The sequence below is a fragment of the Roseiconus lacunae genome, assembly GCF_008312935.1.
In the GTDB taxonomy this organism is placed as follows: domain Bacteria; phylum Planctomycetota; class Planctomycetia; order Pirellulales; family Pirellulaceae; genus Stieleria; species Stieleria lacunae.
Genome location: NZ_VSZO01000008.1, coordinates 162,883 through 175,513 on the forward strand (window position 1 = coordinate 162,883; position 12,631 = coordinate 175,513).

The 12,631-nt window shown below is 53.6% G+C and carries 11 protein-coding genes; 5 read left to right on the top strand and 6 right to left on the bottom strand.

The genetic code is table 11. The annotated features are described in order from the left end of the window. Positions 1-621: 621 nt before the first annotated feature. The gene (locus FYC48_RS12175) at positions 622-1,245 is read right to left on the bottom strand and encodes a 3-keto-disaccharide hydrolase (RefSeq protein WP_149496985.1); all 624 of its coding nucleotides are present in this window, start codon (positions 1,243-1,245) and stop codon (positions 622-624) included. A gap of 167 nt (positions 1,246-1,412) precedes the next feature. Between FYC48_RS12175 and FYC48_RS12180 the strand changes: the two genes are divergently transcribed. The 5 genes from FYC48_RS12180 (at position 1,413) to FYC48_RS12200 (ending at position 6,377) form a co-directional block, all read left to right on the top strand. Beyond that, entirely contained in the window at positions 1,413-1,646 is a 234-nt protein-coding gene (locus FYC48_RS12180) for a hypothetical protein (protein ID WP_149496986.1), read from the top strand. Between the two features lie 209 nt (positions 1,647-1,855). Continuing rightward, positions 1,856-2,938 carry a helix-turn-helix transcriptional regulator gene (locus FYC48_RS12185; protein WP_149496987.1) on the top strand — a complete coding sequence of 361 codons (1,083 nt, stop codon included), beginning with the start codon at positions 1,856-1,858 and terminating at the stop codon, positions 2,936-2,938. 102 nt (positions 2,939-3,040) lie between these two features. Beyond that, entirely contained in the window at positions 3,041-5,023 is a 1,983-nt protein-coding gene (locus FYC48_RS12190) for a sulfatase-like hydrolase/transferase (RefSeq protein WP_149496988.1), read from the top strand. A 310-nt stretch (positions 5,024-5,333) separates the two neighbouring features. Further along, a complete protein-coding gene (gene ppnP, locus FYC48_RS12195) occupies positions 5,334-5,612 on the top strand; it encodes a pyrimidine/purine nucleoside phosphorylase (RefSeq protein WP_149496989.1) in 279 nt (92 codons plus the stop codon). Positions 5,613-5,729: 117 nt separating this feature from the next. Further along, entirely contained in the window at positions 5,730-6,377 is a 648-nt protein-coding gene (locus FYC48_RS12200) for a YdeI/OmpD-associated family protein (protein WP_149496990.1), read from the top strand. 56 nt (positions 6,378-6,433) lie between these two features. Here the strand turns inward: FYC48_RS12200 and FYC48_RS12205 are convergent, their stop codons facing one another. From FYC48_RS12205 to FYC48_RS12225, 5 genes are all read right to left on the bottom strand, one after another. After that, positions 6,434-8,356: a multiheme c-type cytochrome gene (locus tag FYC48_RS12205; protein ID WP_160149479.1), complete on the bottom strand. Its 1,923-nt coding sequence runs from the start codon at positions 8,354-8,356 to the stop codon at positions 6,434-6,436. Positions 8,357-8,616: 260 nt separating this feature from the next. After that, the gene (locus FYC48_RS12210; RefSeq protein ID WP_149496992.1) at positions 8,617-8,820 is read right to left on the bottom strand and encodes a hypothetical protein; all 204 of its coding nucleotides are present in this window, start codon (positions 8,818-8,820) and stop codon (positions 8,617-8,619) included. A 59-nt stretch (positions 8,821-8,879) separates the two neighbouring features. Beyond that, positions 8,880-9,656 (bottom strand): polysaccharide deacetylase family protein, encoded by a 777-nt coding sequence (locus FYC48_RS12215; RefSeq protein WP_149496993.1) that lies wholly within the window; start codon positions 9,654-9,656, stop codon positions 8,880-8,882. Further along, a complete protein-coding gene (locus FYC48_RS12220; protein WP_160149480.1) occupies positions 9,653-10,840 on the bottom strand; it encodes a glycosyltransferase in 1,188 nt (395 codons plus the stop codon). The genes FYC48_RS12215 and FYC48_RS12220 overlap by 4 nt, the downstream gene beginning before the upstream one ends. Further along, on the bottom strand, positions 10,840-11,994 hold the full coding sequence (locus tag FYC48_RS12225; RefSeq protein ID WP_149496995.1) for a sulfotransferase family protein: 1,155 nt from the start codon (positions 11,992-11,994) through the stop codon (positions 10,840-10,842). The genes FYC48_RS12220 and FYC48_RS12225 overlap by 1 nt, the downstream gene beginning before the upstream one ends. Between the last annotated feature and the right edge of the window lie 637 nt (positions 11,995-12,631).

A 12,631-nucleotide genomic window follows, 5' to 3' on the forward strand; every position in this document is an offset into this window, starting at 1 on the left:
GGGCAGGAGTGATGGGATAACTTGAAGTTGACAGCATGATTGACGCGAGACGACCGAAGCGATTGACTTAGACCCACGTCAGCCACTCGAAACGAGAGCCGAACCTGCTAGCGTTCGGGCTATGTCCTCCGACACAGAGCACGGCTAGTGCTTTCTCAACCTCTGAAACTAGCATTAGCCGCATGGCGCTCGCTACGGTTTCGCTGCAATAACCGGCGTTAACGCCCGTCGGCTGATGCCCCGAACCCGAACATCGATTTAGACGGAGCACTACCGACCTCGGCACAAACGTTGGCAGACATCGCGTTTCCTTTCGGCTCACAGTATAGACCGTCAAGAAACACCGATGGGCTGGCATCGCGCGAAGCCCAGGTTGCTCGGAACTTCTGCGTTCCGGGTCAGTTTGGGTACGACCGCACCGGGTACACCACGGTTGTGTTTCGGCCGACGCTGATCGCCTGATCGATTTCCCCTTGCCCCCACTTTGAAAAAATCCCGATGTGGACTGAGGACCAGCGGACTCAGGGAATCGGGACGTGATCGGCACAAAAAAACGCAGCCTCCTTTACAGGAACGCTGCGTATCTGGATTAAGTGAGAGAGCGATCGATTAAGCCAACGCTCAATCTTCCAGCGGCATCACTTCGACTTTTCGGATGTCGACGACACTGCCGGGATCGTGTTGTTGAAACGCGAAGTGACCTTCTTTGTACGTTTTGGCAAAATCCAGGTACTCGTAAAGTTCGTTGCCATCGATCGTGACTTTGATTCGAGTCATCTCGCGTCCGCGCCAAACATCGTCGCGGACTTCAACTTCGTAACTGAACCAATCGCCAGGTTTAACGTGTTGCTTGTAGACATGACACATCCCGTAGATCGAACCAGTTCGAATCGGATCAGTATGCGTACTGTCAATCTGAGCTTCATAGCCGTCCATGAAACCGGGCTTGGCAGTCGTGCGGAAATACATCCCGGAGTTACCGCCATCGTTGATCTTGATCTCGGCACGATAACGAAAGTTTTTGTATGGCCCTTTGGTGGTGACCAACATCGATGGTTTTCCGGTGCCGTGCAGGGCGCCGTCTTTTACTTCCCAATGGCTTTCGTCGCTTCCGACCTTTTGCCAACCATCGAGAGTTTTGCCATCGAAAAGTGAAATCCACTTGCTTTCGTCGGCGTGGGAAGTGGCCCCCAAACCAACCATAAGGGTGGCAACAAGACATAAAACTGGGCGAAATCGAGACATGATGTTTACCTTGGAAAGTGGATGCGTCTGCGTGCACTCACCAATGTATCACCCGGGACCTCGTGTGGCACCTAGGATCGGCTGATCGCTAATTCAGAAGTTGACGAACCACCTAGTGGTTGGCGGGCTTTGGCCTGCCGATGCGTTCAATAGAGACAAATCAGCTGTTGTCGAAGCATCGATCGTTTTCTGCGATCAAGGGGCAACTCGTCACCAAAACAAGCAACCCCAGCGACCACGCGGGTCGCTGGGGTGCGGTGTATGGTGACATCCTAGTCGTGTCGAATCCTTTCGATCAATCGCATCATGCGACGAACTTGCTTGCCTTGGCGAGCGGTGCCTCCTGCACGGGCGAGAAGTTTAGGGCGGTTGGCAAAATCGACCAATACCAAAAACTGTAACTTTTGAGCAAAGCAAATTGATTGGATTGATTTGACCGTTTTCGAATACTGTCTTGACCGATTTCGCATTGGCGTCGTCACATCGGCGTCGTAGCTCACGCTTTGTTGAACAAGCCTTTCCAAGCGACAGAAACGGATCACAATAAGGGACTCATCTACCGGCTCGCGAGTTTTCACGTCGCGGTTACTTCAAAACGATTCGACATTTGATGACTGCTTACGATTCCATCTGCCCTCGTGGAAACCTTATCCGCGAACGACGCCTGGATCGTGGAATGACGCAAGAAGACGTCGCCCAAGCGGCCGACGTGACGGTTGACTTCGTGGTCAGCGCAGAGGCGGCCGTGGTCACGTCGAAACTGGGGCACCTCGAAGCAATTGGCCGAGTGCTCGGATTGCGAATCGATGAAATGGTTTCCGATCCCATCACCGTCCGGCCAACAGAACACGTTTTTGCTTCTTGGCCTTGGAGCCTGAGCGGTTTTATTCAACGCCACTTGATGCCAATCGACGGCGCCTACTGTGTTAGCGAAGCCGATGTCTATCGCACGGTCGGAGCGATGCGTGATAGCTGGGAGGAACATCTGAAACGTTCCGGCGAGGAGGTCGAACAATTCCTGCTAGCAGACCGACTACTAGACCGCGAACGCACACGCTACATCGATCGCTACGTCAAGATTTGGAAACAGAACGACGAGACCGTCTTACATGCGACTGTCGATGATCGCCGCGTTGGCGTTACGGTGACATTGCCAGTGACCGAAAAAGCGTACAACAAGTTACGGCGTGGCGAAATCTCGTTCATGGACATCACCGGCGACGACATCCTTCCACAAAGTCAGTTCCTGGTCCTCGATTCCGGGGTCGAGTTTCCCGTCGGGGCAAGCGTACCGGCCAAGAAACTCTCCAACGCGATCAGTTTCGCGATTTTCTATCAGATCGCCGTGCTCGCGGAAGATCCGATGCGCGACGACTTTCGGATGCTGACTTTCGCCGCGAGCCCGACCAATATCCAACGCCTAGCCGCGATCGGATTTGTTGACCACGAAGTCATCATGCCTATCTATGGCTACCAGATCCTCGAATTCATGGCGAACAACGAAGACTTGAAACCCGAAATTCGCGAGCGCAGTGAATCAATCCCGTTCTTTGCGGGCATGTTCCGCCGCTGGGTCATTGGTGACAAAGCGTTGCGGCGAAAACGTCGGATGATCCTTCGCACACTCAACATTTTCCGATCACTTGTTAAAGGCCGCCGCGATCGTTCGCGACGAGACGTGCTAGCTGGCTGACGTCTCCGATCGTCGTTTGGCCTACAATATCGCCATCCATGATGACGTCGATCGCTTGATCTTCGTTGGTCTTCTCATGAACGTATCCCGGCGGAGAGTGCCTTGCGAGTCTTTACGTTTATTGCGGCGTTGGTATTCGGAACCCTGACCGTCATCTCCACCGCAGCCGAAACGCTGCGAGCTGAGGTTCCGAATATCGTTTGGATCAATGCCGAAGACATGAGTCCGCACCTGGGATGCTACGGGCACCCCGATGCGCGAACGCCTCGGATCGATCAGATGGCTTCCCAAGGCGTTGTTTATCACCAAGCGTTCGCAACCGCACCGATCTGCTCTCCTTCGCGGTCCTGCTTGGCGACCGGTTTGTACGCGACCAGTCTCGGGACTCAACACCTGCGATGTGAAGTCGAGATCCCAAGTTCGATTCAACCGCTTGCCATCCGTTTGCGTCAAGCCGGCTACTATTGCACAAACACCGGTAAATCCGACTACAACTTTTCGCCCGATGGAATTTGGGATCGGTGGACAGATGAGCTTGCCCCCTGGGAGCACCGCAAATCGGGGCAACCGTTTTTTGGATTTATCACGATCGGCGAGACCCACGAAGGCCGTATCAACTTAAAGGACCGATACGACCAGGCCGTCGCAGAACTGAAGCCCGAAGAACGTCATGATCCGGGCATGGTCACGCTGCCACCATTCTATCCCGATACGCCTGAGATCCGACGTATCTTTGCCGGCATGTATGATCTTGCCACCGTATTCGATCACAAAGTCGGCGCAGTCTTGGATTCGCTGGAACAGAGTGGCGATTTGGAAAACACCTTCGTGTTTGTCTTTGGCGATCACGGCAATGGATTACCTCGGTACAAACGTTGGCTAAACGATTCCGGCTTGAGGGTTCCGCTGATCATCCATGTCCCCGAAAAGTATCGCCGCCTCTGTCCTGAACTCGCCGAAGGCAGCGATGTCGAAGGCAGCGAACACGCGGACACCGATCGTCTCGTTAGTTTCGTCGACTTCCCGGCTACCGCGTTGGCACTCGCTGGCTGCAAAATCCCACCACCGCTTCAAGGCGTTCCGTTCCTCGGCACCGACGTGCCTCCACCACGACGATATGTCTTTGGTGCGCGAAGCCGCGCCGACGATATGTTCGAAATTTCACGTAGCGTGTTCGACGGACGCTACCTCTACGTACGACACTTCTTACCTCATCTGCCGTACATCCAGGATTCGGTAATTTTCGACGACCGCAAAGCATCAATGCGTGAGTTGCGGCGATTGCATCATGCCGGCGAACTAGCCCCACCGGCGGCAAAGATGTGGGCCGATCAAAAACCGGTCGAAGAACTTTACGACCTTCAGACCGATCCACATGAGCTGATCAACTTAGCCGATCAAGCGGGTTTGCAATCGATTAAATCAAAGCTGCGTCGGCAGCTGAAATCGTGGATGCTGCAGCATCGAGACAGCGGACTATTGACCGAAGCGGAGTATCAACGACGCGCACAACAGCAAGGCACGACGCCTTTCGACATCATGCAATCGATGCAGACCGAGAGGCTGACGCGAATTCTTGACGCCGCTTGGCAGGTCGGCAAGGGGCGTTTGGACTCGCGAGCGACTGCCAATGGAATAAGTGACTCGGAAGCCGCCGTCCGATACTGGTCATGTGTCGCATGCACTGCCGATGCGAAATGTTTTGGAGGAGCGTACGACGAGACAATCATGCATGGTTTGATCGTTGCGCTCGGAGATGATTCGCCGTCAGTTAGAATCGCGGCGGCCGAAGCTTTGCTGGTATGTGCCCCCGACAATCAGATGGCGTTGACGGCGTTGGGAGACGCCTTGCAACACGAACGCCCATGGGTTGCGTTGGAGGCCGCGAGTACGCTGGCACGTTTGGGCAAGCGAGTTTCGTCCCTGCGCGGCGTGATGCAACAGGTGATCGATGCGAACCGTTCCGCCCCCGGATCACCGCGCCCCTACAAAAATTTCAACTACGCCTCCTTCACCGGCTGGGCGCTTGAAATTGCGTTGGAACGATCCGACGTTGGCGGAGATCCGCAACAACAGCAGCCCTAGTTGGTCAATCCGAGTGATTTGAATCCCCCTTGCAACGAGTGTAATTGTAATTTGTCAGCCATAAATGTTTGACGCGAGATTCTCAGGCGATACCATCGTTGACGCCGGTCGGCTGGGCGGGCTTGTTGCTGGGGCAACGACTCTCCGTTTCAGTCGATCGGTTTTCTTTGTCGTTTTGCTCCCGACGGCCTTTGCCCCAGGCCCGGTCCGATTGCCTTCGGTCCAATTGCAACCGATGCGAAATTGAATTACCAATGGCGATTCACTTTCCTCTCTTTAAACCTATTGCAATAGAATTAGGACAACGGCGATGCAGGTAAACGAATACTTCGAAGGCAAAGTCAAATCGATCGCGTTTAGCAACGGCGAGGGAAAAGCGACCGCCGGCGTGATGGCTGTCGGAGAATACGAATTCGGCACGAGCGAAAACGAGTTGATGAAGGTCGTTTCTGGCGAACTGGAAGTTAAACTTCCCGGTGCGGACGCATTTGAAAGTTTTAAAACCGGCCACAATTTTCGCGTAGCCGCCAACGAAAAATTCCAAGTCGTTGTCAAACAAGAAACCGCGTATTTGTGTTTCTATGGGTAGTGCTTGGTTTCGATTCGGGATCTGGATCGGATTCATTCACCGACAAGTGTTAGCCATCATTGTTGCCAGTCCACGGTGGCTCATGTTATTCGGCTAGTCATGACAAGAGCGATCGAAATGGCTAAATATGACCCTCAAGTGACCGACTACATCCGCCAAGACACGCGTTGGCCGCGGGAACTGCGAACACTCCGATCGCTCCTTATCGGCGGTGGCTTAAAAGAAGCGTATAAATGGCGTGCACCGTGCTACACGTACGGTGACGCCAACGTCGCAATGCTCGCCAGCCTGAAGCAGACGTGCACGTTAAGCTTTTTCAAAGGAGTCTTGCTGACCGACCCTGAGCAAATGCTGGTCGCCCCAGGAAAAAACTCGCAATCGGCGCGAGTCCTGCGTTTTCGAAGCGTCAGCGAAATTGAGGCCTTAGAATCCTCGGTGCAAAGGTTTATTCGCGAAGCGATAGAGATCGAAAAGTCGGGCGTGAGCGTCGAGTTTCGACAGAAAGATGAACTCGAAATCCCCGATGAGTTGCTTCAAATGTACGATCAAAACCCGCGTTTAAAAGCGGCCTTCGACGCGCTAACTCCGGGCCGACGCCGGGGCTATGTGTTGCACTTCAATGGAGCCAAACAATCGAAGACGCGATTGTCTCGAATCGAAAAATCCATCCCTCGCATCTTTGAAGGCAAGGGAATCCATGATTGCATTTGTGGGTTGTCCAAGCGGATGCCTCGCTGTGACGGATCGCACTCTTCGGATCACTGATTCGAGATCACTTCCCGGTAGTTGCGGGGGAAACGAATACGTGTTGACGCGTGTTCCTACTCCTGCAAATAGATCGGCGTGTGGTCACGACGACTCATCAACGCCTCCATACGTCTCCGATCGAAAAACCCATCTTGGTCGATCAGCAATGCCGAATTGGGTTTCTGTTTTTTCCGTAGTACGTTCATGTATTGCGGCCCCATCACTGCGCCCCGACGCTGCATCGGCTGCAAAAAGTCATAGTCAAACTGTGTCGCGTTTGGCAACGTGTGATAGCCACGTTCGGCGATCAAGCGAATCGCATCGTATTCGTCATCCATCCCGAGCAACAAGAAAAGTGTCAGCCAGTCAGTGCCGGAAGCTTCTTGCGCCGGTTTCCACTGAAACGCGTTGACCTGAAGAGCACGTTGGGCGGCGTCACCGGTAAGGAACTGGAGGATCGAAGCGGCTGTCGTTTTCTGATGACCGGTCAGTTCTGGGATCGGTTGGTCATACCAAGCTGCCAAGTGTTTTGCCGTTTGCTCAAGCGTGTGATCTAAATGGCAGAGATTACAAGCGTTGGGACGTCCGGTCTCTAGGGTTGTCGTGACCGACGGACTGGAGATGGTGTGCGATCGACTACTTTTTAAGATCCCATAGATCGTGTGTGGCATATGACAGTTCATGCAACGACTGCCTTCCGAACCGACGGGATGGTGTGTGTGGGACGAACCGAGTGCTTCGTATTTTGGATGACACTGCAAGCATGCTCGGTCGGTCCGCATGTTGGGTTTGAGTTGGTCGTCCTTCCACTCGTGCTGTAGCGTCTTTTCCTGCTGGTGCATTGTGTGGCAAGACATACAACTCAAGTCACCGTCTTGAAAACACTTCGATTCAATCATTCCCGAATAGTCGCGTCCGGTGACACGGAGTTGTCCGTCGGGCCAAAAGTGACCGGCCATGACGCCATGATGCGAATCAAACTCGCGGAACGCCTTGGTGTCGCGATGTTCCTTGCTGGCACGGACAAGCTGTAGAAATGGCGCGTCTTCGATTTGATCACCGGGACGGAATTGGCGTCCTTGCTCGAAGTATTTTTCGCGTTGCTCGACGTCAGCAATGCTGATCATCATCATTCCGTGACACTGACCACACATGTCAGATTTCAAATCGGTTGGCAGTCCTGCCGGATTGACGATTGGATCGTCGAAATCAGCCAGTTGGGGGTCGGCAGCGCGTAGCCGATGACCTTCGACGTGTGCTTCGCCAGGACCATGACAAGCTTCGCAAGTGATCCCGAATTCGGCGACTCGCGTGTCCCAGGCGACTTCCCCCCGTTGCGGCGGACGTGTCCTTGGCTGCGTCGAATGACAGTTGCTACAGATACTGTTCCATCGCCCCAATTCGTGTTCTTTTTCCATACTCGGCGGGCGGAGGAACGCGCTACGTCGCGGGATCCATCGATCACCGTCGATGTAGTACATGATTTGTAGCTGCGCCGGTGTTTTGTCGTAGCCGGATTCATACCAAAACACTTGCATGTGATGAGAACCGGTGACGAGAACAAGCCGTCGCTTGAGATGCCGACCGCCGGCGATCGGGTCATCGAGTTCGACAAAGTAATCATCGCCTTCACGAAGAAACCGAAACGATTCTCCGTTCACTTCGATCAAACCGCCATCGACAATCGACGCAGGAACACTCTCCGGATTGACGCTTTGGGTCATCGTCCGATGATACGATTCATGCCAGGACTGGTGGTAGTCTTGGTGGCATTCTTGACATGAATCAGAACCAAGATAACCGTCGCTACGCGATATAGTCGGCGTCGCTTCAATGGTCTTCGCCGGTGAAGGACGCGATGAAATCTGTGTCGGTATTCGTTCCGTGACGGGCGTATTTCGAACAACTGTCGGCTTGGGTTTAGCAAGCAGCACGAACAATGCGACCGCCCAAATTGAGACGACAGCAACCAGGGTCCATTTCAGTTTCTGACTCATATCAGCTCGATTCCTGACCGCATGGCTAAGAAGCGATACCAAGCAAGGAGTGGTCAGTCCAGGAGACTCGGCGGCGGCTGCGAGCCAGCTCTCCAGCGTCATGCCGCCCCCGCCCGATCACCTTGCCATCGTAGAAGATGGTGAGTGCCATGTCCATCAAATGAGCAAGCAGAATTTGCCGAATCGGACGATTGTTTCAGCGACTAGCAGATCCGGGGAATCCATCCGTTGACCGCAATGTCATCCCGAATTGCCGCGTCCTACTTTGGCACCACTGGGTCAGGAATGACTTCGACCGCTTGTTCGAGATCAAAATGAACGATGTGATTGTCAGTCGGCTTTTCTCGCATCGCCCTTAAAATCAACACCGCCATCGACTCGCCCATCTTTCGGTACAGCGCTTTGTTGAATCGGAACAATTGTCCATTGGGAAGCTGATCGAAATCAAGGATCTGTTGAACCACGTGCCTCTCCCCCCTAATCAGTGTGGCCCAAGTATCGTACCAGGGGGCGTGGGGGGCGTCTAGCCGATTGTCGATCGTATCCGATCTTTCGTCGAACCCAGTAGATCTGAATACCGAATCGATTTCCAAGGAATGTCCAGCACTCGGCACAGGTCATCTCTAAGTCGCAGCCGATGGTCAAACGGATGAATCGAGATCCGGACTGGAGCAGGTATTCCAACCGCCGAAGTATTCCAACGCGAACGCGCGTAGCGATAGTTCATCTCATTAAATACCCGTAGCAGCCGACGTCGCACGGAAGAATCAGCCTCGAATCCCAACAGAGGCATCCGTAGGCGTTTGACGGTGCCTTCAACTCGGACCACTCCGCTAAGCGTTTCTACGAGCCGAAACGGTAGACGAGCAAGTTGGAGTGCTGTGATCGTTCCCAGCGCCCATGCCGGCGGTACATAAAGGTTTGGAAGGGGCAGTTGTCGTTCCGCAAACCATGCCGAGCACCGCCCCATCAGTGTCTCGATTTCCGATGCACTCAGGCAAAGGTGTTCGGCAACCTGACGGGAAAGAAGCAGCGAGTGGATTCGGTGCTTAAGTCCCCGAACCGATTGACATCGATGGTGCCATCCATGCCCGGCAAGTTCGCAACCGGCCTGTTCCCATCTTCGGATCTGATTCAAATCAGAATCGGTCCACGGTTGCCCCGGAACAATCAGCAGCGCGACCGCCGAGTGTCCGGAACGTTGGCATAGCTCGATCAATTCGCCAACTTCGGTCATCGTTTCTGGCATCACGTCGTGAATTGAGATCAGAACGCGGGGCTTGCATTTGCCTTGATTCATACAACGTCTTCAAAGGTCGCTTCGCACCGCTGATTCGAAGCGGCGTCAGAGAGGAATCGCAGCCACACTCGAATGGTGTGACGATTGAAATCGTCGACCGCGTGCCAACCAATCTCCCCGGTCGCTTCACGTTCCTTAACCGTGAGTCCGCAAAAGCGATCAATCCCATCGGCGACGGACTGATCCTCATCGATATAAAACAGCCCGTTCGCGAACGCCGGCCACTTCGCGATGCCGCACGACTTGCGCACCAAAACGTAGCGTCTGCGGGCAAGCGCTTCGAGTGCGACGGTTCCAAACGCTTCGATCGCAGACGGAAGCAACAAAACATCGGTATCATCCATCTGCCGTAACACTTCATCTCGCGCGAGCCACCCCAAGTAGTCGACATTCGTTCGCTTCACGGCGGCGGCTTCAACAGACTGACGACCGGGCCCATCTCCCACGATGGAAAACGTTAAACCGGGCATCGACTCGGCTGCCTGAAGTATTTGATCGATGCCCTTCTCCTTCGCCAAACGCCCGACGAACAACACACGTCGAACGATCGGACTCGACGAAGTTTTCGGTTGCGTCAGAAAGTCTTTCGCTACCGGCGTCCCCATGATGCGAACCGAATCGGCGCCGAGCTGTTTTGCAGCTTGATACGAATCGCTGTTCAGCGCCGCGACCATGGAAGCTTGGCGAATCAGCCAACGATTGAGTTTTTGAAGACACCAGCCGAGCGGTCGTGAGACCGCCGGCGGCCAGTACAAGGCCAACAAACGATCGAAATTGGTGTGGTTCACAACGAGTAATGGGATGTGATGTTCTTTGGCATAACGCCATCCGAAATACGAATATGCCCCCAAAGACGGAAGCACGATCAGATTTGGCTGCTGCCGATTCAAACGCCGTCGTAGCGAGATCCGATTCGGCCAACCAAGTCGCTGTGTCGGATCGCCCGGCATTGGAATTGAAAACCGCTCTAGCGATGGATCTCGTTCACATGCCGGTCCAATTAATTCAACCGAATCTACAAGGTCGCGAAGATGCTCAATTAAATCGAGATAATACGTTCCGACTCCATTACGACCGACGATTGCATCGGAAATAATTGAAACTCGCAGGTCCGCCTTCGGTTGAAAAGAACGGTGATCTAACGACGGCAGTGGTCGCCGCGGGGGTTCAAGCCTGAGATTCATCATGACGCCTCGGTGGCTTTATGGACCATATGGGAGGGAGTAACCAAAGGTCTTCGTTGGGGAGCTTCGCTTTGAGAGGTCCCCGAATCATTTGCTTCTGAATGGCTTTTCAATCCGAACGCGGCACGCAAAGGTATGCGGTCGAGCCCAAACTCTTCGAGCGAATAAACATGTCGGCTTCGATAGTGACGTTGTTGTCCACAGGCCTGACGGACTTCCCGGCGACCGTCCTCTGAAAGTGGCAGTCCAAAACGCGTTACCGCTTTTTCAATAACCGCGAAACTGTCGGAAACCAATTCGTCGTATTCAATACACATGAGGCGACTTGGCGGCAGGACTTGCGGAGCACACTCAAGTACAAACCAGTAGTGAGCAAGAAGATCAACGAATCGACTGATGATCGTCGGCGAAGTCACATCATTTCCGAGTAACTTCATCCCATCCCGCAGTGAACTCAGCTGCGACGGAACGCACTGCTCTGGCTGTCGACGCAGACCGATAAAACAAGCGTCCGGAAACGTTTCCGATAGCGGAATGAGCCAACTGGTAAAGCTCGGATTCTTCGAAAGGTATCTGTAGTGATGACCGCGATAGAAAAGGTGTCGCTGGACAAGTCCGCGATAGCGAGATAGCAACCGTTGTTGCTGTTCGGATTCGAGACGTTGGTCAAAAAACGCGAGGTCCCAAACCGACTGGTTCATCGGGTCGATCAGAACTTTTAAGAAGCAACCACCGAATGGTAACAAGCCGAGGTAATCCTCTTCGGGAGCCCGCAACGAACTGGTGTGCACGCTACCAAAACGCCTGACGCATTGTCGTTCGACAAGGTGCAAGAGCTTGCCAAGTGGATGTCCAATGGCACGGTCCACCCTGGTCAATCTACCGACCAATCGTTTTTGACATACAGCGGGTGCGAGAACGAGTTCCCACAATGGCATCGTCGTGAAGTGTTGATTCTCCTTAGCAATCAAACGATGCAACAATGTCGTTCCGCTGCGTGGCAATCCAACAATGAACAGTGGTTTCTTGATCGGGACCTCTCGGAGACTCGGGTAAAGCCACGTGTCCAGGCGAAGAGCCACCCGATGAGTCAGAAAGACGGGCAGACATACCAGCCGAATGGTGACACCGATAATTGCGTTCCATATTCGCATCGATTGGCGGTCGCTCTGACTGAAAGCCTCATTCGAAGTTCATTCGTTTGCATTCGCTTGCGATAGCTTGGAATTCAGCCCGACGTCTGGCTAGAGCGATCGAGTCACTGACGATTCCATTCATCAACCTTTCATCAACGCTCCATTTGAATCTTCAATATCAACCAAGAAGCTCATTCTCGATCGATGAGATTCGTCCTTATTCAAGACCGATCGAACCCGACTGAGTAGCCCGAATCCGGACGGGGATACTTCAAGTGCAATTGAGAGACTGAACCAAACCTTCACCTGTTGCAAACGTTCGATTCGTTCATTCGCGTTATTATTTGATTGATCGGCGATTATGTGCGTTTCCGCACCGTTGCAAAAATATGCAAACAACGCCTGATGCAAGAGGTCGCAGACCGCTGTATGATCGCGACCGCCGGTCAGGCGATTGAGTGTATTGGGGCAGAAACACTCAAATCGCTTGGCCGGCTTTTTTTGTGCCAACCGGTGGACACGTCGAATGGGGCAAATTCGACGTGCCCAAAACCCAGCTGACATCATGAGACTACCGAGATAGAAGCATCTGTTCAACCCTTCTTGGAGGGTCCGCAGACCCACATTGGCAGAGTATAGATGCGATGCCGCTCAT

Coding starts and splice junctions, on each gene's coding strand:
- FYC48_RS12175 (WP_149496985.1), bottom strand. CDS start 1,245: ATGTCTCGATTTCGCCCAGTTTTATGTCTTGTTGCCACCCTTATGGTT.
- FYC48_RS12185 (WP_149496987.1), top strand. CDS start 1,856: ATGACTGCTTACGATTCCATCTGCCCTCGTGGAAACCTTATCCGCGAA.
- ppnP (WP_149496989.1), top strand. CDS start 5,334: ATGCAGGTAAACGAATACTTCGAAGGCAAAGTCAAATCGATCGCGTTT.
- FYC48_RS12200 (WP_149496990.1), top strand. CDS start 5,730: ATGGCTAAATATGACCCTCAAGTGACCGACTACATCCGCCAAGACACG.
- FYC48_RS12205 (WP_160149479.1), bottom strand. CDS start 8,356: ATGAGTCAGAAACTGAAATGGACCCTGGTTGCTGTCGTCTCAATTTGG.
- FYC48_RS12215 (WP_149496993.1), bottom strand. CDS start 9,656: ATGAATCAAGGCAAATGCAAGCCCCGCGTTCTGATCTCAATTCACGAC.
- FYC48_RS12220 (WP_160149480.1), bottom strand. CDS start 10,840: ATGAATCTCAGGCTTGAACCCCCGCGGCGACCACTGCCGTCGTTAGAT.
- FYC48_RS12225 (WP_149496995.1), bottom strand. CDS start 11,994: ATGCGAATATGGAACGCAATTATCGGTGTCACCATTCGGCTGGTATGT.